At 48.0% G+C, this 25159-nt stretch carries 20 protein-coding genes; 16 read left to right on the top strand and 4 right to left on the bottom strand.

Translation table 11 applies throughout. The annotated features are described in order from the left end of the window. Positions 1–243: 243 nt before the first annotated feature. The 6 genes from SPICO_RS07590 (at position 244) to SPICO_RS09935 (ending at position 6979) form a co-directional block, all read left to right on the top strand. The gene (locus SPICO_RS07590) at positions 244–1380 is read left to right on the top strand and encodes a sugar ABC transporter substrate-binding protein (protein ID WP_215904607.1); all 1137 of its coding nucleotides are present in this window, start codon (positions 244–246) and stop codon (positions 1378–1380) included. Positions 1381–1473: 93 nt separating this feature from the next. Continuing rightward, complete coding sequence (locus SPICO_RS07585; protein WP_013740083.1) at positions 1474–2382, top strand: carbohydrate ABC transporter permease; 909 nt, start codon at positions 1474–1476, stop codon at positions 2380–2382. Continuing rightward, positions 2369–3184 (top strand): carbohydrate ABC transporter permease, encoded by an 816-nt coding sequence (locus tag SPICO_RS07580; RefSeq protein ID WP_013740082.1) that lies wholly within the window; start codon positions 2369–2371, stop codon positions 3182–3184. Before SPICO_RS07585 ends, SPICO_RS07580 begins: the two co-directional genes overlap by 14 nt. Before the next feature lie 45 nt (positions 3185–3229). Beyond that, the gene (locus tag SPICO_RS07575; protein WP_013740081.1) at positions 3230–4168 is read left to right on the top strand and encodes an amidohydrolase family protein; all 939 of its coding nucleotides are present in this window, start codon (positions 3230–3232) and stop codon (positions 4166–4168) included. Positions 4169–4523: 355 nt separating this feature from the next. Then, entirely contained in the window at positions 4524–5645 is a 1122-nt protein-coding gene (locus tag SPICO_RS07570) for a polysaccharide deacetylase family protein (protein WP_013740080.1), read from the top strand. A gap of 143 nt (positions 5646–5788) precedes the next feature. After that, complete coding sequence (locus SPICO_RS09935; protein WP_013740079.1) at positions 5789–6979, top strand: ROK family protein; 1191 nt, start codon at positions 5789–5791, stop codon at positions 6977–6979. Between the two features lie 12 nt (positions 6980–6991). On the opposite strand, the gene era is transcribed toward SPICO_RS09935, so the two are convergent. Then, the gene (gene era, locus SPICO_RS07555; protein ID WP_013740078.1) at positions 6992–7876 is read right to left on the bottom strand and encodes a GTPase Era; all 885 of its coding nucleotides are present in this window, start codon (positions 7874–7876) and stop codon (positions 6992–6994) included. 217 nt (positions 7877–8093) lie between these two features. Between era and SPICO_RS07550 the strand changes: the two genes are divergently transcribed. The 9 genes from SPICO_RS07550 (at position 8094) to metA (ending at position 21800) form a co-directional block, all read left to right on the top strand. After that, a complete protein-coding gene (locus tag SPICO_RS07550; RefSeq protein ID WP_013740077.1) occupies positions 8094–8783 on the top strand; it encodes an MgtC/SapB family protein in 690 nt (229 codons plus the stop codon). 198 nt (positions 8784–8981) lie between these two features. Continuing rightward, positions 8982–10772: a hypothetical protein gene (locus SPICO_RS07545; RefSeq protein WP_013740076.1), complete on the top strand. Its 1791-nt coding sequence runs from the start codon at positions 8982–8984 to the stop codon at positions 10770–10772. 351 nt (positions 10773–11123) lie between these two features. Continuing rightward, a complete protein-coding gene (locus tag SPICO_RS07540) occupies positions 11124–12899 on the top strand; it encodes a hypothetical protein (RefSeq protein WP_013740075.1) in 1776 nt (591 codons plus the stop codon). A gap of 68 nt (positions 12900–12967) precedes the next feature. Next, on the top strand, positions 12968–14767 hold the full coding sequence (locus SPICO_RS07535; RefSeq protein WP_013740074.1) for a hypothetical protein: 1800 nt from the start codon (positions 12968–12970) through the stop codon (positions 14765–14767). Positions 14768–14974: 207 nt separating this feature from the next. Then, entirely contained in the window at positions 14975–15556 is a 582-nt protein-coding gene (locus tag SPICO_RS07530; RefSeq protein ID WP_041395896.1) for an ATP-dependent Clp protease proteolytic subunit, read from the top strand. A 38-nt stretch (positions 15557–15594) separates the two neighbouring features. Next, the gene (locus SPICO_RS07525) at positions 15595–17817 is read left to right on the top strand and encodes a HEAT repeat domain-containing protein (protein ID WP_013740072.1); all 2223 of its coding nucleotides are present in this window, start codon (positions 15595–15597) and stop codon (positions 17815–17817) included. 65 nt (positions 17818–17882) lie between these two features. After that, positions 17883–19001, top strand: coding sequence for an endonuclease/exonuclease/phosphatase family protein (locus SPICO_RS07520; protein ID WP_013740071.1), 1119 nt, complete (start codon positions 17883–17885; stop codon positions 18999–19001). Positions 19002–19451: 450 nt separating this feature from the next. Beyond that, positions 19452–20750, top strand: a complete 1299-nt coding sequence (locus SPICO_RS07510) for an O-acetylhomoserine aminocarboxypropyltransferase/cysteine synthase family protein (RefSeq protein ID WP_013740070.1) — start codon at positions 19452–19454, stop codon at positions 20748–20750. A gap of 84 nt (positions 20751–20834) precedes the next feature. Continuing rightward, the gene (gene metA, locus SPICO_RS07505; protein ID WP_013740069.1) at positions 20835–21800 is read left to right on the top strand and encodes a homoserine O-acetyltransferase MetA; all 966 of its coding nucleotides are present in this window, start codon (positions 20835–20837) and stop codon (positions 21798–21800) included. Between the two features lie 89 nt (positions 21801–21889). Here metA and SPICO_RS07500 read toward each other — a convergent pair whose 3' ends face one another. Beyond that, positions 21890–22528, bottom strand: a complete 639-nt coding sequence (locus tag SPICO_RS07500) for a redox-sensing transcriptional repressor Rex (RefSeq protein WP_013740068.1) — start codon at positions 22526–22528, stop codon at positions 21890–21892. An 889-nt stretch (positions 22529–23417) separates the two neighbouring features. Here SPICO_RS07500 and SPICO_RS07490 point away from each other — a divergent pair. Further along, positions 23418–23690: a hypothetical protein gene (locus SPICO_RS07490; protein ID WP_013740066.1), complete on the top strand. Its 273-nt coding sequence runs from the start codon at positions 23418–23420 to the stop codon at positions 23688–23690. 72 nt (positions 23691–23762) lie between these two features. On the opposite strand, the gene SPICO_RS10420 is transcribed toward SPICO_RS07490, so the two are convergent. Continuing rightward, on the bottom strand, positions 23763–23900 hold the full coding sequence (locus SPICO_RS10420) for a hypothetical protein (RefSeq protein WP_169310073.1): 138 nt from the start codon (positions 23898–23900) through the stop codon (positions 23763–23765). Positions 23901–24079: 179 nt separating this feature from the next. Beyond that, positions 24080–24295, bottom strand: coding sequence for a hypothetical protein (locus tag SPICO_RS07485; RefSeq protein ID WP_013740065.1), 216 nt, complete (start codon positions 24293–24295; stop codon positions 24080–24082). Positions 24296–25159 lie beyond the last annotated feature (864 nt).

Below are 25159 nucleotides of genomic sequence, written 5' to 3'. Positions count from 1 at the left end.
ACGTGAATGTACATGTGGAAACAATGAATTGCTATCTGCTTAAGCAGATGTTTTATGTAAAAAGTTCTAAAGGGGGAATGAATGAAAAATTTCAAAAGGATAGTAGGATTTTTTTTAGTGCTTATGTTTATATGTCCTTTTATTTTTGCAAAAGGCCAGACAGAAACGGTAGCAAGTGGTTCAGATCAGGACGTTACAGAAATAATCTACTGGCAGTATTTTTATGAAACGAAAAAAATCCTGATGGATGAACTCATCAAGGAATTTGAAGCTGAAAATCCTGGTATCAAGGTAAGCCAGCAGACTTTCCCATATGAAAATTATAATACGAAAGTCGCTTCTTCTGTTCCTACGGGGACAGGCCCGAATGTCATAAATCTGTTCTATGGCTGGTTGCCGATGTACATGGATGCTGGTTACCTGCAACCATTACCAGATTCTGTTTTCTCGCCGGAGAAGGTTGAAGCCGAGTTTTTCCCCTTGGTTTCAGCTGCAAAATTCGAAGGAAAATATTATGCCATCCCCACCGCCGTCCGGTCACTTGCGCTGTTCTGGAATAAAGATTTGTTCCGAGAAGCGGGACTTGATCCAGAAAAGCCACCAAAGACAATGGAAGAAGCTATTGAGATGGCTCTCAAGCTCACAAAGAAAGACAAGAACGGTAATTACATCCAGGAAGGATGGGGTTTGCAGCTTAATGGGCAAATTTACCACTGGATTCGTGAAACGCTCGTCCGTCAGTTTGGCGGCACACCCTATTCCGCTGATGGCAGGACTGTCACCTATAATAATCAGGCAGGATATGATGCTTTTACCTATGCTACGAATCTACAATTGAAATCCCAGGTCGGCATGCCGATGTTCATGACAGATGACGTAACGGCATTCAAAGCCGGGGCGCTGGCAATGAATATTGATGGTTCTTTCCGTCTCGGAACCCTTGACGCAGTGAAAGAGCTTGATTACGGCGTAACGGATATCCCTACACTCAACGGTATTTCTTCGAACTTCGCATCTTTCTGGGCTAACGGTATCACCAGCACGACCACAGGGAAGAAGCTTGAAGCTTCGGTGAAGTTCCTGGAGTTCCTTACCAGGGAAGACGTCATGGCACGTTGGCTCAAGGACATCGGAGAACTTCCTGCAAAGAAAGAGCTGGCTTCTCGTCGGGAGTTCGCTGAAGACCCACAATACGGTCCTTTCATTCGCGGGCTTGCGGATGCTCATGCTACAATGTTTGTGGATGAGGCAGGTCAACGTCAGGTATGGCTTGACGCGTGGGATCAGGTCGTGCTCAATGGCATGTCGATAAAGAACGCTGTTGACGGAGCAGCGAAAGCAGAACAGGCAATGCTCGATAAGTACTACAAAAACAAGTAGTGATGATACCGGCCTCTGTGTATAAGAGGCCGGCTATCCTGGAACCTATTGCCACGCAACAAGCTGGAATACCCCGGTATAAGGAGGAAAAAGATGGCGCACAATATGAAAAAACCTCGTACACTTGCTCAGAAAAACGAGCTGTGGGCATATGCGTTCCTGTGCGTTCCCATCATATTTTATGTCGTGGTAAGATTTTATCCTACGTTGTATGCATTCTACCTGTCTTTTACGGACTGGGATATTGTGTCCAGGGATATGGATTTCATTGGACTTGAAAACTACTTTCGGCTCATGGGGGATAGTGTTTTTGTGAAAACATTGGGAAACACTATACGGTATGTCGTATTTGGCCTTCCCATCAGTATGTTCCTGGGTTTCCTGCTGGCGTATCACATCAATTATCTGAATAGGGGAGCGGATCTTTATAAAACAATTTATTTCATGCCTTATATAACATCTATGGTAGCTGCGGCGTGGGTATGGCGCTGGTTGTTCCAACCTCCTCCTGTGGGGGTATTCAATAACATCCTTACGGCCTTGAATCTACCAAGTCAGCCTTTCTTGAGATCGACGACTCAGGCTCCTTTTGCCGTCCTGGTGACTACGGTCTGGGCTGATCTTGGTTTTCAGATGATAATCTTTTTGGCAGGGCTGAAAGGTATTTCGGAGCAATATTATGAAGCCGCCCGGATAGACGGGGCAAGCAACATGCAACAGTTGCAGAAAATCACGCTGCCGCTTCTCAAGCCGACGATAGTCTTTCTGGTCATCACTGGTACCATACGGTACTTGAGGATATTCACGCAAGTCATGAACATGTCAACCCAAGGAGACGGAGGACCGCTGAATTCGACAAAACCGTTAGTCCTTTATATCTACGATACTGCTTTCAGAAGCTTTGAAATGGGATATTCGGCAACCATGACCGTGGCGCTTTTCTGCATAATTCTCATCGTTACGCTGATTCAAATGAGGATAACCAGAAGTGAAGATACGTAAATTACATATACTTACGCACATTTTGCTTATCACCTTCGGGCTTGCCATGCTTTTCCCTTTCTTTTGGATGATTGCAACATCATTCAAGCAAGGGCGTGCGGTTTTCAATCTTTCCCTCATTCCCACAGCTCCTACCACGGCGAACTATGTGCGGTTGATGACGAGCGGGCATTTCTCAAGGTGGTTCATTAATTCGCTTATCTGTGGAATCCTCGTTACATTTTCTGTATTGTTCTTTGATTCATTGGTTGGATATACCTTTGCAAAGTATAAGTTCAGAGGGAAGAAGCTTATTTTTCTGCTGATACTCTCCACCATGATGATTCCTACGGAAATGTTAGTCATCCCTTGGTACATTATGGCGAATAACCTGAAATGGGCAAATACATATTGGGGAATCATTTTCCCAGGTCTGATGAGTGGCTTCGGAACGTTTTTGATGAGACAGTTCTTTGATGGTCTGCCCAATGATTTGATTGACGCGGGACGGATAGACGGCCTGAATGAATTCTCTATATGGGTTCGGGTGTGCATGCCATTGGTCAAGGCCGCCTTGTCCGCGCTGGCGATTTTCAGTTTTGTCGGTAACTGGAATGCGTTTCTGTGGCCGTTGATCATCAGTGATGAAATAACCAAGTATACGCTGCCCGTTGGGCTCTCCTTCTTTAATGGGGAATTCCAAACGGAATGGGAAATGGTCATGGCAGGTGCTTCAGTGGCAACTATTCCTGTATTAGTTCTTTATTTGATCTTTCAGAAACAAATTATCAAAGGCATAGCCCTGACCGGGGTAAAGGGCTGATAACAACTCCGGCGGGAAGTATGGAAAAGGACGAGAAGAAATAAAATGATTCAGAATATTCCTATTATTGATTTTCATTGTCATTTTCCCGTGAAGGGAGACTGGTTCCCGGATTATCCACAGTATGAAAGTGTGCAGTTTGATGGGACGGGATCCCGTGACCATGGGAAAATATGGCGCAAGGCTTTTAATTTTCCTTCCCCTCAGCCAACGAAGGATGATGATGCGGAGATAGCCGCGGATTGGATAGCCGACATGGACGCCAAAGGCATTGAGAAGATTGTCTGGGTCAGTGGAGGAGGCAATGAGCGCCTTGCCAGGATTGTTTCTCTGTATCCAGATAGATTCTTTGGCTTCGCCCATCATCATCCTGATATGCACGGAGCCGCTGACATGCTGGAGTATGCTTTCCGGGATTTGAAACTGAGTGGTTATAAACTTCTTGGGCCTGATATCGATACGCCCATGTCCGACAAGAAATTCTATCCACTCTGGGAAATTTGTGAAAAATACGATAAACCCGTTTTAATCCACTATGGCCTCCAGGGTGCAGCCGGGGGAAAGCCGGATGGAGTCAATATAAGTCCGTTAAGCCTTGCCCAGGCATCCAGAGATTTTCCGCGTGTGAATTTTGTCGTTCCTCATTTTGGTTGTACACATATGCAGGATCTTCTCCAATTATGCTGGACTCGTCCGAATGTCTGGGTTGATACCTGTGGTTCAAACCAATGGATACGGTGGATGCCATATCGGCTGACATTGGAGGATGTGATGCGTAAGTTTGTTGAGACAATCGGACCTGGGCGCTTGCTTTTTGGTACGGACTCAAGCTGGATGCCTCGTGGATTTGCTTATATCTATCTTGAAGAACAGCAGAAGAACTTCCGTTTCCTGGGTTTGGATGAGGAAGAAATGCACGCGGTTCTCTTTAAAAATGCCGCAATGCTGTTGAAGCTGAATAAGAGTCAGAATCTTTTCATGTAGTGAAAAATGTCGCTTTGTTTCTGTTTTCAGGGGTCTCTGCATTCGAACTGATTTTATTTATGTGGATAGAGGATTGGTATGAGAAAAAATGAAGGATGGTTTACCTGTGTGATCCGATCCATGGATGTGTGGGTGAAAGTCATGAGAAGCCAGATTCGGATTGTCACAGAACAATGTGAAAGGCAAGGCTGCACAACTTGTCGCCCGAAAAGAAACTAAAAATGGAGAAAAAGGAGAATGGCCGGAAAAACGGGGTGCATATATTTTTTGACTAATATTTATATACTTATTAAAAGATATGTAATATATTGACTAGTAAAACTCAAATGAGGAAAGAGGGAAGCACGGAGGAAGTATGCTTAAAGTAGGTTTTGCGTTTAATTTCAATATCCAGAGGTGTGAGATTGAAGTCGGAGATGAGGAACAGATTATCAGGAAAGGGTATGAACCCCTGTTGAAACTGTTCATCAAGCACGGTCTTAAAGCTGATTGTTTTGTGTCCGGTTTTTCGTCAGAGCGCATCCAGGAAATGGCCCCCGATGTCCTTGATCTTATGCATCAGAATGCCGAAAAGCATTTCCGTTTCGGTACATATACATACACTCATCCCATCCCGCAGCTGTTGACTGTCGAGGAATTCTCAATGCAGATGCAGAGAGGTATTGCCTTGGACAAGAAGATACTGCGACAGGAACCACATGGATTTCTCCCGCCTGAATTTGCTTTCACCAAGGAGATGGGTCGGGTTCTATACAAAAACGGAATACGTTGGTTTATTGCTCTTGCGTCACAGATTCAGCTGGGTCTTAAAGAAGCGGGAATCGAGCGTGAACCCTATGCTCCATGCCGGGTTGCCCTTGGCGATGGGACTTCCCTGGTCGCTATTCCGGCCGCCTATGAACTGCCGGATAACCCTCCCAGATACGAGAAATTGATGATGAAGGGACAAAATCCGGTCTCCAGGGTTATCGGAGGAATAAGAAAATTCGCGGAACAACATCCAGATGGTCTGTTACTTATCAAGCGTGATGCTGAGACAGTTTTCATTGATGCGTTCAACAGCGGTTTTGGTGGTACCTATGAAGTGATGGATGAATTTCTCGGTCAGCTGAGCAGGCTTGATGTCGTCACACCAGTATGGATAGACGATGTAGTGGACGCGCAGAAAGATATGCCGGAAATTTCTCTTCCAGACTATCTGGGAAATACGAGAATCGAGACTTTCACTGAAGGCGAGGCCGCGGCAATCTGGGAAAAGACATTGCTTGTCCGTGAGAAAATATTTGAAGCGGAGAGGGAAGGAAAAGATTCTGCAAAGATTGCGAAAGCCTGGAATCATCTGCTGTTGTCTCATAATTCTGATGGAAGGATTGGATATTGGCATTCGACATGGAATCCCGGAGAGCATACGGTAGCTCCATCACGCAGGAAGTTTGTTGAGGATAATCTTGAGTTTGCTCTGAAAAGTCTTGCGTGAAGACTGTGCTGGATCGGCAAGGTGTTGGCATACATGGCAGAACATTGTTTTCTGTAGTTCTGTTGTGTTGGTTTTTTGAAGTAAAGTGGATGATGCATGGAGTGATAAAAAATGGTATCATATGAGAAAGGATTTTATTGTGCATGAAAAACATAACGAATAATAAAGAAGTCAAGATTGCTAACGTGGCAAAAATATATAGTCTTGTACGTATGCAGGGAGAACAGTCTAAATCTCAATTAGCTGTCCAGGCTGGGCTTAGTTTTGTCTCAGTGTCTAATATCTGTAACGCTCTTGTTGAAGCCGGGCTTTTTAAGGTGATTGATACTCTTGAGTCAACTGGAGGGAGGAAAGCCGCATGTATCGCGTTTGTCCCTGATTATGCGTATACAATAGTCATCGACTTACACCATACACAGCATGGTTATGTGGCACTGGTTGACTTGGTCGGAAATATTTGCCGTTCTGAGCGTTTTGATATCATGGTGGAAGACACATTGGAAACTGTACTTGGGAATATCAAGCACGCGTATTCCAAACTTCTTCCTGTCCCGGCTCCTCGTATTCTGGGGGTATGCGTGGGGGTATCTGCTGTACTGAATGAAAAAACAGGTCTTGTATTGCAGAGCAGCAACCCGTTGTTTGAAAGGGTTCAAGTAGGTAGACATATTGAAGAACTTTTTCCGAACTTGCATGTGATTGTTGAAAATGACGCAAATCTTGCCGGACTTTCTCAGGTAATGGAAAGATCCGTGAGAAATCGCCTTTTTTTGTTTTTTACCCAAGGTATCGGCATGGGTATCACAATTAACGGACAACTGTATAAAGGCGCTGATGGTTTTGCAGGAGAGCTTGGTCACATCAAGGTGACAGGGAATGACCGCCAATGTAAATGCGGTCATCATGGATGTCTGAGAACGGTGGCCACACTGGAATCAATTGCTTCGGATCTGGGAGAGGCAGATGTCTTGATAGCTTCGGAAACCTCTACTGATTATGCGTATCAGCTTGCCCGCCGCTATACAGAAGGAGAGAAGGCTGTTATTGAGAGAGTCGATTATGCGGCTGAGAAAATTGGCGAGGCAATTGCTGCCCTGTCAGATCTTTTCAATCCCCAGGAAATTGTCCTGGGGGGAAATCAGGGGGTTTTGTTTCCTCTGATTCGTCAGCAGATATGGCTGTCTTGTCGTTCTTATTCGAAACTTGCCCGTTCTGTTGATACCTCTGTTCGCACGATAGACAAGTCTGCGCATGAGTTGGTCATTATTGGCAGTGGGGAACGTATGTTCGGTCATTGGCTCGAAAATTCGTTTATGCTTGTTCCTCTATTCTAGCGTTAAGAGTAATTACGTTAACAGCTTGTCCAGGAGACCTGAATCCTGCCGCCATTTCTCCTGTGTCTTGACCCGCAGGTCGATGGTGAGCTGCAAGTCAGGAAATATCTTCTTGATGTCCTTGAATGATTCTTTCCGTATCTTCTTGATGTTATCTCCGCCTTTTCCGACTACCATTCCCTTCTGGCTTTCGCGTTCGACATTGATGAATGCCCTGACCCAGACCTTGCTTTCTTCTTCGTTATATTCCAAATCGGAGACTTCTACAAAGATTGAATGGGGCAGCTCTTCCCGGCTCAATCTGATTGCTTTCTCACGGATGATTTCGGCAATGCGGAACTCCAGCGGCTGGTCCGTGAAGGTTTCCTCTGGATAGAGAGGTTCGCTTTCTGGCGCATGGGAGAACAAGGTAATCAGAAGTTCATCGATTCCTGTGTCTTCCTGTGCCGAGAAGGTCAGGACGGGAGAGGCTGGTAACTGTTTCTGAAGAAATGAAGTTGCTGTTTCTTTCTGGATTTCGGTGAGGATGTCAGCTTTGTTGATGCCACAGATGACAGGAGTCTTCGTAATCTTTGAAAGCAAACCGGCGATCGCTTCTTCCTCCTCTCCGGGCTGGCGTGACGCATCAATAACATAGAGGATGATGTCCGAGTCTTCAAGGGCGGAAAGGGCGACATCTTGCAGGCGTTTATTGAACTGCTTGTCCGATGTGTGGTAGCCGGGGGTGTCAGTGAACACCAGTTGTCCACGGCTGTCGGTGTAGATGCCCTTGATGGCATTGCGTGTCGTCTGGGGTGTTCGGGCTGTGATGGAGACCTTGGCTTCACAAATGGTGTTGACCAACGTGCTTTTTCCCGCTGATGGGCGTCCGATGATGGTGACTGTGGCGCATTTCATGCTGTTCTTTTCCTCTGATAACGACCTGGTAGATGTCGCAGTGGTAGTATATCCGACAACAGGTAAAGCGTGAAGATAGCAAGGAATTTGAGTCCCATGGGACATCTGGGCGAGGGTGATGTGGAGATGAGACTTCAATGTTTTGTTGAAAAATCCGCCATACTGTGTAATGATGAATCACCCACAGGAGTATCGGGCGTATGTGGAAGGAGGAATGATGCTGGAGGGAATCCTGGGAACCAATCTAATACAATTGGATGTTTGGTCTATCCTGTTCAGAATAGGCTTTGCTGTATGCGCCGGAGGTGTCTTGGGGATGGAAAGGGCGTTGAAACGTCATGCCGCCGGTTTCCGCACCTACATACTTGTCTGTCTCGGCGCCACGTTGGTCATGATGACCGGTCAGTTCATAAACCAAACCTTTGGTGGAACCGATGTGACACGCTTGGGAGCTCAAGTGATCAGCGGCATCGGTTTCCTGGGAGTCGGAAGCATCATAATCACAGGGGGCAACCGTGTGCGCGGACTGACTACCGCCGCGGAGCTTTGGGCTGCCGCTTGTATGGGTCTGGCAATTGGAGCCGGATTCTATTTCGGCGCATTCGTTACGTGTGTGGTCATCTTGATTGTGATGACGGTGTTCAGCCGCCTGCAAAGTCGCGTTGCCGCTGTGAGCGCGAATTTCGCCCTCTACATCATCTTTGCTTCCGTCGAAGCCTTGAATGATTTCATCATCATGTTGAATGAAAAAAAAATACAGGTCGAGGAATTTGGTGTCAACGAGAGCCAGCACGGTTCATTGGTCAACGGACATTTCTATCTCCGCTTTTCCCGTAAGAGACGGCATGACGCCGTGTTGAAAGAACTTGGAGAATCTGCGGGGGTTCTGTATATGCAGGAAATCTGACGGATACGCTTTCAGTATTCTTGGGATATCCTCCAGATATTATGAAAAACATAAAATGTTATCTGGTATCTACCAGGAATTAATGTTATGTTCCGCCGTATGTGCGTGCGTCGTGCGCCTGAAACGGAAAGGACATAGGTAAAGCTGAAGTTCCTGGAATCCTTTCCTTTCATATGTTTTACATCATAGGGAAGTAAAATGAAAAAGAAGATTACTCTGGTATGTGCTTGCCTCCTGCTGGCTATGCAGGTGGTTTTCTCGGCTGGGTCTGGTAATCAGAAAATCTATCCGGTTGATTCAGAAGTGTATGAAGCAATTAGTCATCTGTACATTGCACAAGGGCTTGCCCTGCCATCATCGGCAGGACCCTGGAGCGGGGATGAACTGTCGAGGATGTTGGAAAAGATTAATCCGGCACGGTTGGAGGGTACATACAAGACCATCTATGACTTTGCCGCCGGAGAACTGGGTGAGAAAGCCAAAATCGTCCGGTTCGGTCTGGACGCGGCTGTCGAGGCATATGCCCATACCAATACGGTTGACTTCGTTGATGAAGAAGACTGGGTACGCGGATTCGATCAACGAAAGCCTCTCCTTGACCTTGTGCTGGAGACGAATCCTCAGGAGAACATCTATGGGTATTCGTCACTGTCAGTGGGGAATGCGCCGTATACAGGCTATGATGACTCCGCCAGACAGATTACCTCTATCTTTTTCGGGCAGGAAAAACTGACGACCAACATCTTCCTGCTTCCTCCGGCAGCGATGTTTGATACAAACAACATTCCGCACCGGGCATTCGGCTCGTTCGGTGGCAACGGCTGGAGCGTTGAGATTGGACGGGACAAGGTGTCATGGGGACCGGGAAAGACAGGCAATTTCGTCGTGGGCGACCATCTGAAATACCATAACCAGGGCCGTTTCACTACATACAATAAAAATTTTAAGTATACATTCCTCACATCATTCTTTCCGCATCCAGGAAGATATTATACGCTGGATAAGGTTAGTGGGGGGACAATGCATGTGACCCCGAAGTCGGATCAGGACGGGGATGTCGATGGACTGAACATGTTTATGGCTCACAGGCTTGAATGGCGTCTGTTTGGCGATAAGGTTGGTTTTACCCTCACTGAAGGCATGATGTACCAGTCGGAAAAAGGCACTCTGGACTTGAGAATCCTCAATCCCGCCATGCTTTTCCACAACTATAACATCCGCAGTTTCAGCAACTCCATCCTTTCCTTTGAAGTGGACTACACTCCTATCAAGAACCTGAACGTCTACGGACAAGTTGTCGTTGATGAGTTTGCCATCAACGGAGAAAATATTCCAGGCAAAGCCGACAAAGCTTTCCCCAATGGGCTCGGTTTCATGGTGGGAGCGCAAGGGAATATTCCTCTTGAGATAGGTATGCTCTACGGGGGAATCGAAGCTGTGAAAACCGATCCATTCCTCTACCTGCGATACAATACAGATACCTCGGCGACCGGTCCAAAAACGCAACAAGGATTGAACTTTGTCGTCGCGACAAGATACTATTTTGAACATTACGTATATTATTCCGAGGATTTCCTTGGTTATAAGTATGGTGGTGACGCCATTGTCCTGAACGGGAACATAGGGTTGAAGAACTTTGGCACGTGGGGAGTCGAGGCATCTCTGTTCCACATGATTCACGGTACCCACGACAAGTGGACAGCATGGAGCAAAATCAACAATGGTACGGCTTCCGATGATAGTGTTTCTCTTGATTCTACGCCGACCGAAAGCCATCCCACGCACAATTATAAGGACGATGACGCGAATTTGCGGAATGCCGCTTCCTATACGACTATCATTGGCTTGAAGGGTTCCTACAAGATACTGCCGAACCTGACAGCCTATGGTCAGGCGAATTACATCCACGTCAAGAATCCGGGAAACATCTCAACGAACGCTCCTGTTAATGATTTTCAGGTGACTTTGGGTGTTTCTTACTCACTTTAGGACATTGAAAGAGGTGAATTTGAGGAAGGGCATAGCTATCCGACAGGTGTGACTATGCCCCCTCAAACACTTTCTGATTGATTGGCACTGAAGTCCCGACGGTAACGGAATACATATCCTCACACTCCGCGGCCTGTTCTCGATAGCGTGTTAAGACGAATCGAAACAGGTCGGGTTTTGGTGTATCTCTGTATTATGGGGATATTATGGAAAACAAAATATTATCTGGTATTTGTCAAGAATTAATGTTACGTTCCGCCATGTGTGCATACGCCTGAAACGGAGAGGACGCAGGTAAAGCTGAAGTTCCTGGAATCCTTTCCTTTCATATGTTTTATATAAGGACGTAATATGAAAAAGAAGATTATTCTGGTATGTGTTTGCCTCCTGCTGGCTATGCAGGCGGTTTTCTCTGCTCGGTCTGGTAATCAGAAAATCTATCCGGTTGATTCAGAAGTGTATGAAGCGATTAGTCATCTGTACATTGCGCAAGGGCTTGCCCTTCCATCATCGGCAGGGCCCTGGAGCAAAGACGAATTGTTGAGGATGCTGGAAAAGATTGATCCGGCACGGTTGGAAGGGACGTATAAGAACATTCATGACTTTGCCGCCGGAGAACTGGGTACGAGAGCCAAAATCGTCCGGTTCGGTCTGGACGCGGCTGTCGAGGCATATGTCCACACCAATACGGTTGACTTTGTCAATGAAGAAGACTGGATACGGGGCTTCGACCAACGGAAGCCGTTCCTTGACATTGTATTGGAGACTAATCCTCATGAGAACATCTATGGGTATTCATCGCTGTCGCTGGGGAACGTGCCGTATACAGGTTCTGATAGTGCCACCAGGCAGATTACCTCTATCTTTTTCGGTCAGAAAACTCTGACGACAAACATCATCATGATTCCGCCGGCATCAATGACTGATTTTGATTTGAACGTGCCTTACAGAGCATTCGGCGCGTTCGGTGGCTACGGCTGGAGCGTTGAGATTGGACGGGACAAGGTGTCATGGGGACCGGGAAAGGCGGGCAATTTCGTCGTGGGCGACCATCTGAAATATCACAATCAAGGTCGTTTCACCACCTATAGCAAAAACTTCAAATACACATTCCTCACATCGTTCTTTCCACATCCGGGAAGATATTATTCGACGGATGAAACGCCGGTGCATGTAGCTCCTGAATCAAGTCAGACAGGAAATGTCAATGGACTGAACATGTTCATGGGGCATCGGCTCGAATGGCGTCTGTTCGGCGATAAGGTTGGACTGACCATCACCGAAGGCATGATGTACCAGTCGGAAGAAAACACTCTGGACTTGAGAATCCTCAATCCTGCCATGATTTTCCATGACTACTACATCCGCAGTTTCAGCAATTCCATCATTTCTCTTGAAGTGGACTACACTCCCATCAGGAACCTGAACATTTACGGACAGGTTGTCGTCGATGAGTTTTCCCTTCCAGGAGAACCTGTTCCAGGAAAAGATGAGTGGGCTTTTCCCAATGCGTTTGGTTTCATGCTGGGAGTGCAGGGGAACATTCCTCTTGGAATAGGCATCCTTTATGGAGGGATTGAAGCAGTGAAAACTGATCCGTTCCTCTACCTGCGGTACAATTCAGGTAGTGATACTACAAAGGAACATGGATTGAATTATGTCGTAGCGACAAGATACTTTGATAAACACGCCGTATATTATGCCGAAGATTTCCTTGGTTATAAGTATGGTGGTGACGCCATTGTTCTGAACGGAAACATAGGGTTGAAGAACTTTGGCACGTGGGAGGTCGAGGCGTCTCTATTCCACATGATTCATGGGACTTTCGATAAGTGGACAGCATGGAGTGAAGTCAACAACGGAACGCCTTCCACGAATACTGTTCCATTTGACCCTACGCCGACCGAAAGTCATCCCATGCACAATTATAAGGACGATGACGCACATCTGCGGGATATTCGTTCCTATACGACCATCGTTGGACTGAAAGGTTCCTACAGGATACTGCCAGGTCTGATGGCCTACGGTCAGATGGATTACATCCACGTCAAGAATCCGGGAAACATCTCAACGAACGCGCCCATTAATGATTTTCAGGTGACTTTGGGTGTTTCTTACTCACTTTAGGACGGAAAAATGAACAAAATTGCGGAAGGGCTGGACTATCCGAATCCGATGGTCATGAGGAATTTCATATGAGAAAAAAACTGCGTTATGCTTTCATGATTATCCTTGTCTTCCTTTCCGCGATTTTTTCCGTATCCGCCATATCCCTTGCATCCGCCGGAGCCACTTCCCAGGAAGTCATCCCTCTGGACAGTTATGTCTACGAAGGGATTGACTCCCTGTACCTTTTGCAAGGACTCGGAACGGCTACGACATCCCGTCCCTGGACCAAGGCACAAGCACGCCTGATTTTCAACCGTATCGACGGGAGTCGGCTGTCAGGAGCGTTCAGGGCCTCCTATGATGTGATTGAGAAAGAAATCTCATCAATCCTGCCTGTGAAGTTGGATGATGTGTTCCGGCTTGGAGGCGGAGCTTCCGCTTCGTTCGAGGCATATGCGCATGCCAACACGCAGGACTTCATGATGGAGAAAGATTGGGTGCGAGGCTTCACTGACCGTCGGCCGCTTCTCAAGCTCAACCTTGACCTGTCAGCGGGAAACTGGGGATATATCCATAGTGATTTACAATATGGACGCAGCCGATATACGTCAGAGTCATATTCGCCCGATGGTACAGGGGATGGTTACGGCACGGATACACAGCATGGAATCGGCGTTGTCGTTCCTTCTGGCAAAGCTGGATTTATTCTTCCGACATCCTTGTATTCCATGCGGCAGCATTTTCAGTCGTCCATGTCCCTGACGACTGCCCTTGTTGATATCCAGACGCCCAAGCGGGCGGTGTTCTCCGTAGGTGGCGGCAACTGGAACGTCTCGCTCGCCAAGGACAGGTTGTCATGGGGTAACGGACACTCCGGGAATTTCATTGTTGATGACCATGTCGATTTCCATGATTATCTGAGGTTCACCGCATTTGGTGACAGGTTCGCCTATGATAGTTCAATCATATTCCTTGATACGAACTTTTCCTCCAGCCAAGACCCCGACACTGATTTTCGTATTTTTCTCCTCCACCGCCTTGAGTTCCGACCATGGGACACAGTGACGCTTGTCGTGTCGGAGAACGTGATGTACAAGAATGATGTCGCAAACCTCAGTTATCTTAATCCTGCTTATATCTATCACAATCTCAACAATCACGATATGTTCAATGCCATTGCCCATGCCGAGCTTGATTGGGCGTTCTCTCCGGGCTGGAATGTCTATGGCCAGTTTGTCCTTGACCAGGCACGGGCACCCCACGAAGATGCTTCCCAAAAGGGAGCGTGGGGACTGCTTGGCGGTGTCGAACATGCCTGTATTGTAGGGGCGGGCATCTTGACTACCTCGCTGGAAGCAGCCATGACGACTCCCGTTCTCTATCGGCGTGATGAGGTTGACTTTCTGATGTTCCGGAAGTATTTTGTCCTCGGTCAGTCAGGGGAATATCGGAGTTTCGTCCTTAATCCCGATTATATCGGGTATCCATACGGCGGGGATGCGCTCGTCCTGCAATGGGATGTCTCCTGGAGGGTTCCCGGACAAGGCGTCCTTGGTTTCAGGCTGATGGGAATGAGACATGGAAAGATGAACCTTTTGGAATCTCATCATACTGGCGGGAACAATGAAGAAGTGCCGGATTATCCGGGAGCGACGCCCTCAGGGACTGCGGATGAGATTGAAACCCGCATCCACGCCCAGCTTTCTGGCGAATGGCAGGTCATGGACAGGCCGAATGTGAGTGCCCGTGTGAGCCTTGACTGGGTTGGAGCATGGAACAAGTATTCTTTCACCGAGGATGATGGCAGCGGAATGGTCGCCTACAGGAACCTGCCAGGATTCACTCATGATTTCCAACTGACGGCGGGAATCACAGTGAGCATCTGAGTACGACAACCAAGCGAAATCTGGCCGGTACATGAAATTTTCCGACTGATGACGGAATTTTCTTCCGGAATTTCCCAGGATTTCCTTCCGGGAAAAACATTGTTCCTTTCGACATTGTGCCTTTTCATACGGATGTTTTATTCGTATACTTACATAGTTGCCGACAGAATAGCCGGCATGAATATATTTGTGAGAAAGAGGCTCGTCATGCCTGACAAAGAAGAAAAGACTCCCGTGGTTCCTCAGGATCCAGCCTTGAACGATAAACTCCTGAAGACACGTTCCATTTTGCTTTCCGGAGAAATCGACAAGGAATGTGCCGATCGCCTGATTAGGCAATTGCTGGTCATGGAGGCTGAGGATGGAGATGCGCCGGTCTACCTGTACATCAATTCTCCGGGAGGGGATGTGGACGCGGGCTATGCTATATACGACATGATCCGTTTTGTTTCTTGCCCGATCACCATTATCGGTATGGGATTGGTCGCCAGTGCTGCGGCGTTGATCCTGCTGTCCGTTCCGGCGGACAGAAGGGTAGGCTTGCCGGATTCCACTTATCTGATCCATCAGCCCCTCAGCGGGATGAAGGGCGTGGCGACTGATATCGAGATACACGCGCGTCAGATAGAGAAGCTCCGCGCCAAACTTGACGGCGTTATTGCCGCCGCTACGGGAAAGAGTGTGGAGGAAGTGGCGGAGGACACGGAACGTGACCACTGGCTTGATGCTGGCGAGGCGCGGGATTATGGCCTGATAAGTCGTATCGTATCTTCCAGGAAAGAGTTGTAAGTCTTTTATGATTTTCCATCTTATGGGGTGACGCCAACGTGGCAAAGACGAAATACCTGAACGAGGAAGAAAAGAAAAAAGGTCAGAAGTACCTGAACCAGTGTGAGGCATGGAATGGCTCGTCCTTCAGTCTGCTCGGCGATACTTTCGTATATCTTCTCGCCGTTCAGTTCGGCGCGGGAAACCTTGCACTTGGGTATATCTCCTCCGTAATACATATCATGGGTTTCGTGCTTCCCATTGTCCCACGGCTTTTCAAGGGTCGGAACATGGTAAAGGTGCAGTCGTTCTGCTGGCTGCTCCGTGGCTTGGTCTGCCTGGCGTACCTGGGGATATACTTCATTCCGGACGGCCCCGCATCGGTGGCGATACTCCTGTCCACCTATTCGCTTTTCTGCCTGTTCAGGATGCTGGGTCTGGTATTTTATGATTACACCTTAAAATCAATCAGTACGGCGGGAAATCGAGTCCACCTGATAGGAACACTGAACGTCTCCTACCAGGCTTCGTCAATCCTGACACGCGTGGTCAGCTCATTGGTGACTTCCATCAGACAGCTTTCCGGTCAGTTTGGCATCATGGTTCTCCAGATGGTGGGGGTCATTGGCAATACCATTGCCGCCATAACCGTTTCCCGTATCCCCGGAAGAGCTAAGGTTGAGGTTCACAAGGGGCGGAGCATGTTCACCATCCTCGGTGAGGAGATGAAACGTCCGGAGCATCTTCTGCGCCTGCTGGTCAGGTGGACGTTCATCGGGGTGTCGGTCATCAATGGCCTGTCCGTCCCGTTCATGAGAGTAGTGCTCAACCTGTCGGAGAGCATGGTCATTGTCTATTCAGTCGTAGCTGCTTTTGCCGTCATTCTGGCGGGATACGTCTCCCGCTGGCTGGGTTACCGCTTGGGTTCCCGCCCTCTGATTCTCTGGGGTGCGCGGTTGCTCTGCATCAGTTTCCTGGGTTGGATTATCCTTCCCGGCGGTGCTGGCGCCTGGGCATTTTTTCTGATGGGATTCCTGTCCAATTTCTCACTTGCCATTGTCAACATCATGGCTCAGAAAATGGTGTCAAACATCATCCCGGACAATGAGGCCGTGCCTTTCAATGCGATGAGCAATTTCGTCATTGCTTTCTTTGCCTTGGTTTCCGGCGTTCTGGGCGGTATCTTGGTTCGGAACGGACATCCTGACGGACTGCTGTCAGTGGCATCCTTCCATCTGGGCAATGACTATTCGCTGACTTTCCTGCTGGCGTTGCTGATGACTGTCCTTGGTTCGGTTCTGGCAACCATCCTCAAGGAACATGGAAGCTATTCTACCCGCGACGCAGGACGGGCAATGTTCAGTTTCCATGGCCTACAGGCATTAAGCAAGATTGAAAGACTCGACCATGTGGTGGATCCTCTGGAACGTAAGGCTCTGGTCGTATCCCTGGGGACGAACCTGGCCGGAGTCGCGACGAGCGCAATCCGCGCTGAGCTTGCCCTGCCGTATTCCTTGGACAAGCTGGAAATGGTCAGGGCACTGGGTGACAAGCCCCGCATGACCTTGGTCGATGATTTGATTGCCTTGGCCAAGGATGATGACTCATTCGTTCAGATGGATGCCATTGCTGCGCTCGGTTCTTATCGACGCAACGATAAGGCTCTCAAGGCTTTGGAAGAACTTCTGGATGGTCGATGGTCTTCTGTGCGTTCCATGGCGAGCAAATCTTTGGCACGGATGACCGGCAACAAGGACTATCTGCCCAAGATTACGGAACTTTCCCGGTATGCACGGCACATCGACGAGGAAATCGACTTTCTCATAGCCAAGAACATCCTTGACCAGAATGGTCTGTTCTACCGTGATTTCTTCTTTGCAGTGAAGCAGAACAGGAGCGCGACCTTCCGGCGTACCCGCTATACAATCATGGCGGACTTTCTCCGGCCTCATGATACCCAGTTGGCGCGCATCTATCAGAAATGGCTTAACCGTGACGTGCAGGATTATTTGACTGACTTCCTTGATGAAGCGCGGGACGTGACGGACATTGATGCGAACTATGACACGATTTTCCATGATTTCTCCCAAGAGAATTTCCCCCGGATTGTCAGCTTCTGCATGGGTATGGTGGAGAGGGCATCGATGATTCATGATACACGGCTTGGCAATCTGCGGGCCGGGATTCTCGAAGCACGTGACTGGGATGTGACTGTCTTCGATATGCAGGATGCCATTGCCCTGCTGTACTTCGGATATTTCCTGATGAAAAACTCCCGCTAATCATATTTCCGTGAAACGCCACGGACGGTTCCGTCCTTATCATGAATAAGGGAACGGAGGTTCTGATGCGTCCGGTATACATATCTATCCATGTCATCCTTCTCATGTGCATTGTGAGTCTCTGTTCATGTCCTGTGGGAGAAGGTGAAGCTGCGCCCACAGATGTGACCATCCTCAGTTGGAATGTCCAGAATCTGATGGATGGCCGTACATCGGGGACGGAATATGAGGAATACGGTCCGTCTTCCCGATGGGATGAGACGGCTTATCACCTGCGGCTTGAAGACATCCGGAAGGTTCTGTCATCCCGTATCTTTCCTGATGCCGACATCATAGTCCTCCAGGAAGTGGAAAACAGCGGTGTGGTCGCTGACCTCATAGCAGGGCCTTTGGCACGGAGAGGATACCGCTGGTACGCGGCTGCCGGTCAGGAAGGGGGTGCTATCTGCACGGCCATCATTTCACGCCTGAATCCGGTAAGGATTACCGTCCAGGGAGTGGAGGGATTCCGTCCTGCACTGGAAGCGGTGTTCAACGTTCATGGAGGAACGGTGGTCGTGTGGGCGGTACATGCGAAGTCACGCAAGGAAGGCGACCGGGTGACGGAGGAAGGACGGCGAGCTCTTGCCAGCTTGCTCTCTACGAGAGCCAGGCTTTGGCGTCAGGCTGATCCTGGTTGCCTGCTGGTCATTGCAGGGGATATGAACGAGGATCCTGGTGAAGAAAAAGGAATGGAAAGAGGATATCGGACCGCGCTTGTCCGTGCGGCATCGTCTCATGCACGGGAATGGGAAGCCGCTGGTTCCTTGGTTGTATCGGGCATGCAAGGAGGGCAGAAAGGTTCGTGGTATTCTCCTTGGCTCGATGGAAGGATTAATACTTTCCGCCCCGGTTCCTATGTATATGAAGGTACATGGCATCGCTATGACCATATCCTTTTTTCTGGACTGGCTCCCGCTGACAGGGCAGGATGGAGGATGAAAGAATTCGGCTGCAACGCGCCTGATTCCGCGGTCGCGTCCGATGGCACGCCACGCGCGTGGAATGTAAGGCTGAGGCGGGGAACCAGCGATCATTTCCCTGTCTGGGGTGTGTTCCGTTTTGACGAAAGGGAAAGGAGACATGCTCCTGTCTCGCTTTCCTCCTTTGCTGGGGAACCCGAAGAAAGCACAGAAAAAAACTGAGAAATTTCAGGAGATTTTTTTCCTCTCATGCCTTGACTTGTTTCTCATCAGTCTGTAGGGTATGTGTAATTTCCGTCATGCGCGGAATATCTCAATGCAGGAGGCGGCACGATGATGTCAATGTCCATGACAGATTCACCAGATGGTATGATGTGCCGCCGCGCATGATATCCATTCTTTTCTATTAATTTTCCAAATGATTGTTTCTTGCGGCGCGTCTGGAATTTTGTTCCGGGCATTCGTGACATAGTGTCACACGGCCGCATGTCCTTTTGCCACAGCATGAATTTGTGCTGCATAAATTTGGGGAGGATTCAGATGAAGAACGCCAGCTGTCCCCGGTGTCGCTCCGTCAAAGATCGTATGGGTTTCTGATCATATGCCAATCAATAGCTGCCATGTGGCGGCTCGCTTCCGTAGGGAGCGCATCATCATGCCAAGGAACTCATCATGAGCACAGATAAAAAAAACAGGAAACTCCATTTTGAAACTCTTCAGATTCACGTAGGCCAGGAACAGGCCGATTCCGCCACTGATTCGCGCGCGGTACCCATTTACCAGACGACTTCTTATGTCTTCCATGACAGTGCGCATGCTGCCGCCCGTTTCAACCTGACCGATGCCGGCAACATCTATGGACGACTAACCAATTCCACACAAGATGTCTTTGAGAAGCGCATCGCCGCTCTTGAAGGGGGCATAGCAGCCCTTGCGGTAGCATCGGGAGCTGCGGCAATTACGTATACTTTCCTCAATCTGGCGCAGAACGGCGACCATATCGTCAGTGCCCGTACCATTTATGGTGGTACGTACAACCTGCTGGCTCACACTTTGCCCCAGTACGGCATCACCACGACGTTCATTGACGCGGATGAGCCCGGCGCGTGGGAGAAGGCTATCACCAAGAAGACAAAGGCTCTGTTCTTGGAGACCATCGGCAATCCGAATGCTACCTTGATTGACATTAAGGCTGTGGCGGACATTGCTCATGCACATGGGATTCCGGTAGTGGTCGATAATACTTTTGCCACTCCTTTCCTGCTCAGACCGATTGAGTACGGGGCTGACATCGTGGTTCATTCCGCCACTAAGTTCATAGGCGGACATGGTACGGCCATAGGTGGAGTCATCGTGGACAGCGGGAAGTTTGATTGGGAGGCCAGCGGGCGTTTTTCTTTCTTGGTGAACCCCGATCCATCCTATCACGGGATTAGTTTCACTCAGGTTGTGGGATCTGCCGCATGGATTACCAGGGCACGGGCAATCTTGCTCCGGGATACGGGGGCTACACTTGCTCCATTCCATGCTTTCCTGTTCCTTCAGGGGCTTGAGTCGCTTTCATTGAGGGTAGAAAGGCATGTGTCCAATACTTTGAAGGTGGTGGATTATCTTTCCCGACATCCCAAGGTGGAGAAGGTGTTCCATCCTTCGTTGCCTGACAATCCCTATCATGAGTTGTACCTGAAACTTTTCCCGCAAGGAGGGGCTTCAATCTTCACTTTCACGGTCAAGGGGGGAGAAAAGGAAGCCAAGGCGTTCATCGACAAGCTGGAGATATTCTCACTTCTGGCAAATGTAGCCGATGTGAAGTCCTTGGTGATTCATCCCGCCAGTACGACGCATTCCCAACTATCCGCCGCGGAGCAAGCGGAGCAGGGTATTACGCCTGGCATGATTCGGCTGTCCATCGGTACGGAGCATGTCGATGATATCATCGCCGACTTGGAGCAGGGTTTTGAAACAATCTAATGAGAGCCCCATTCTGGCATGGATGTTCCTTGAGGGGAATATCCATGTCGTTGTGCAAGAAAACATGAGGCAAGGGGGAAGGACATGCCGGTAAAGATTCAGGACGGTCTGCCAGCTGCGGATATACTGACACAGGAGAATATTTTTGTCATGACGGATCAGCGGGCGCGGACGCAGGATATCCGGCCTTTGAAGATAGCCATACTCAATCTCATGCCGTCCAAGAGCGTAACGGAAACCCAGCTCCTCCGTCTGCTGGGTAATTCCCCCCTCCAGGTCGAGGTTACGTTCCTTTGTACGGCTTCCTATCAGCCGACCCATACCGAAATTTCATATTTGGAGACGTTCTACCAGACGTTTCATGATGTGAAGGAACAGTATTATGATGGTCTTGTCATCACAGGAGCTCCGGTTGAGGGCATGGCTTTTGAGGAAGTAAGTTATTGGGATGAGTTGACATCCATCTTGGAATGGGCCCGTACCCATGTCTACTCGTCATTCTTCATCTGCTGGGCGGCACAGGCTGCTTTGTATCATTATTACGGGGTGGGGAAGGTTCCCCTGCCAGCCAAGATGTTCGGTATTTTCCGGCATCGGGTGAATGACCGTTTCCATAAGCTTGTCAGGGGTTTCGATGATACGTACCTGGCTCCACACAGTCGGCATACCGGCTTGGATGAGAAAGCCGTGGCTTCAGTTCCCGGTTTGAATGTAATCAGTGAATCCGATGATGCAGGCATCTATCTGGTGGCGGACAAGGGCGGGCGGAGGATATTCGTGACGGGTCACTGTGAATATGATTCCAGAACTTTGGATCGGGAATACAGGCGTGATACGGTCGCCGGGTTGGGGGTCGGCATGCCGGTGAATTATTATCCTGGTGATGATCCTTCACGTGAACCAATTGTGTCATGGCGTTCCCATGCAAATCTTCTGTTCAGTAACTGGTTGAATTATTTTGTTTATCAGGAGACTCCATACGATATCGTGAATGTAGCGGAAGCGGTACGGGGCGATGGCATCCTTGTACAGAACGCACAGGACGCATGATCTGTGGATGAAACCAGAAACCGGATGTTTCATGGGAAAGCATTCGGTTTCGTAGTGTGCGTTCTGCGTTGAGATATGGTCGGTCAGATTCAGCGGACAGTGTTAGGGAATTGCAGTTCGTAGAATATCTGTTCCAGCTCAAGGGCAATGTTGATATTGTGGACGATTAAGGGAGGGAGTCCTTCGGCTCTCTGGGACTTGAGCGTGACGGGGCTGAAGTTGAGGAAGCCGCGGATACCTGCGTTGACCAGTTTCTCATAAGTATCGGCAGCAGAGGCTTCCGGGACGGTGATGATGGCGACCTGTGCGTCCAGGGCTTTGATGGTTTCCTCAAGTTTGGACATTGGATAGATGGGGACGGGCTGGGAGGTGTCGCTGTAGACGAGAGGATCGTTGTCGAATCCGGCGACTATGGAGATGCCATCGGGCTCAAAGCCGTTGTAGTGTATGAGGGCTTTGCCGATGCGTCCGCAACCCACAATGACAGTATTCTGCGAGCCGCCTTTGCCCAAGATGGCTCCTACACTGGCAATCAGGTCGGGTATTTCATATCCGCCGCGTTTCTGTCCGTGTATGCCAAGTTGAGAAAAATCCTTGCGGACTACGGCGGCGGAAGCTCCGGCTGCATCGGCAAGGTTGTGAGCAAAGACTTTTTCCAGTCCTACGCTTTTTAATCTGTTGAGGGCCCGATAATATCGAGTAATTCTAATTAACATCTCACTATTCATGGTCGTCTCCCTAAATTTATGTGAACAATTCTAAAAGAAATATGCGCGTTTGGCAATAAACAAATAACACTAACCAGGAAAATCGGAATAGGATGGGAGAAAGGGACATAAACAGTTAGAAATGTGTCTTCGTACGTTCCTGAAATATATTATATGGAAGATTTTTGGTGTTTGTGCATCTGGAAATATGGCAGAAACGAAAAGGAGAAATGTTTAAAAGTTCACCAAAATTCATTTTTTAAGAAAAAGACTTGTGAATGATTTTTCTTTTTTATTTTATTCTTTTATTTGAATAATATATTGACGCAAAATATTTCATCTGTTATAATTGTACAATCCAAAAATTTTTGACAGAAAATCCAGCGTTTTGACAGTGAAATCCAACTTAAACTGACAATTTTTTCCGTGTTATAGCGTGTTTAAAACTGTTTTATCGTGTGTTTAATGTACAATCCAAAAAGTTCTGACAGAAAATTGTACAATCCAAAAAGTTCTGACAGAAAATCCAGCGTTTTGACAGTGAAATCCTACTCAAACTGACAATTTTTTCCGTGTTATAGCGTGTTTAGCCATGGTTTATCGTGTTGAGGAACAGGCATTATAACGGTTTAAAAACTGGCCACCGCTCGTATCAGATGTACAAGCTGAGGTTCTCAAAGGATATTGCCATCATCGACCGGGAGGGTCTTGCTTCTGCGAGAATCACAATAAAAAATGCTAACGAGCATGGCCGATTCTATGACGTGCGGATGCGCATTCATGGCATACGCGACAAGAGAGAAAAGGTTGAAGGGATAAAAACGACATGGATATTTGACATTAAAGATGTTACAGTAAAACTGGAAGGTTTCCCTCGATTGACTACAGCATTTGTAAAGGATTGGGCTGAATGATGAATATTGATGAGTGCAAAGAACCAGATGTCGTGAAGACCAAAGTTCCCGTGGAGGCTTATTGCGTTGATGATAACCACGCGCACCTGTTTCCGGCGGGAACGCTGGGAACCATCGTTGACGACTACAAAAGAGATCGTCAAGCCTGCATTGAGTTCATGCTGCATGATACCGGATATGCTGACGATGGCTATCTAGCCTACTCCGTATCCTATGACGACCTTGAGCTTGTCTGGCAAGCCGGTATTCGAAAAACGACCGAGGATTGAACCCATCATGAATATCGATGAAGGTCTCTACACGGGTTAGAGCATCAGCATACATGTTTTTTCCTGAACTACTCATTTCTGGTCGGCAGCGGATACAAGCCAGATGAGAACGGAGAGTATGCCACAGATGCGAACGGCAACAGGATGATGACAAATGTGGTCAGTGATAACAGCCTGCTGTTCCAGGTTCTTTGAATCCCATCTTGACATTCCCCATCAAATGGGTGTACCCCTAGGGAGCTGTATATAATGTGTATGTGTACATGGGGCTGGGTTCCCGCTTGTGGAGGTGGGAACCCTTTTATTTGTCTCAATTCGGCAAGATAGCAAGAAAAGTCAGTAATGGAGGGACGGCTAAATGGGTCTCCGTTACTTTTCCTGTCTCATTTTCAAGATAGTCTTGCTTCGGTCTTCACTTTATTTTTTGCTCCTTTTGGCCGACCGGATTTTCCTTTGCGGCTTTTCAGTTGCTCCATGACAGTATCGTCAATCAGATATATCCCGCCGAATTTCTCAACACCAAGTCCCCGGAGTGTCTGGGCAATGGTCTGGGTTGTAACGCCGAGTTCTGCGGCAGCTTCTTTGACCGTAATGTATTTTGACATGTCACTTCACCAGAGGGATGATGATATTGACGATATTCAGCACAATCAGGGCAATGAGCAGCCATTCAGTTCTTGTAAGTTTATTCATTGACGTTTCTCCTTGTTCGTTATAGATTTATCAATAGCGGAGGGAGTTTCCTCCCTCCGTGTCCGCTTAGAAGATGGAGAGTACCGTTTTTAGGATTTCTGGTAGTAGTGCTACTAGAGCAATCTTATCGGTTCTTCTTCATCTTTTTTTCCCGTTTCACATTGTTTTTACATCCCTTTTTTCTTGATGATTAATAGTACCATGATACCCTCTCCCATTTTGTCAATATATTATTTAGTATAATCAGTAATATATTTGAGTAACCTATAGACTGTAACCAAAGTTGTAGCGTTGTAAATGGTGGTGATGCGATATGGACGAATAGAAAAAAAAACGCCCAAGTTTTGAATAGAGAAAAGGTCGAAGCAGGAACTTCCAATGCGGATGTCCGTCACTGCAAAAGTGCAGCCATGGAAAATGAAGACAGAGGTGCTGGTTGGTAATTATGATATTAGAGAGCTTATGGTCATTCAGTATCATTGAAGCTAAGGATGATTGATTTCGCAATTTCTCACATCTGATTTCGCGAAATACTATGCTGTAGAAATAAACACTCAGTAAACAATATGGGTAAAACAGGCAAAAGGTGTTTAATCTGGCGTTTACTGGGTGTTTAACTTTTTTAAACGTTCTGGATGTTAAACAGGTTGGATGGGTATGAGAGCTGTTTTAAACGCTTCTTTTCGCAAAATTATCAGTGTTTCTTGGATTAATCACTATCAATCTATTCTGGATTCAACAACTCTGTACTCAGCCGCATGGAGAGGAATGTTGCA

The sequence above is a fragment of the Parasphaerochaeta coccoides DSM 17374 genome (assembly GCF_000208385.1).
GTDB classification, from domain to species: Bacteria; Spirochaetota; Spirochaetia; order Sphaerochaetales; family Sphaerochaetaceae; genus Parasphaerochaeta; species Parasphaerochaeta coccoides.
The sequence above is the reverse complement of the archived record's forward strand: the minus strand, read 5'-3'. Positions and strand labels throughout refer to the sequence as shown.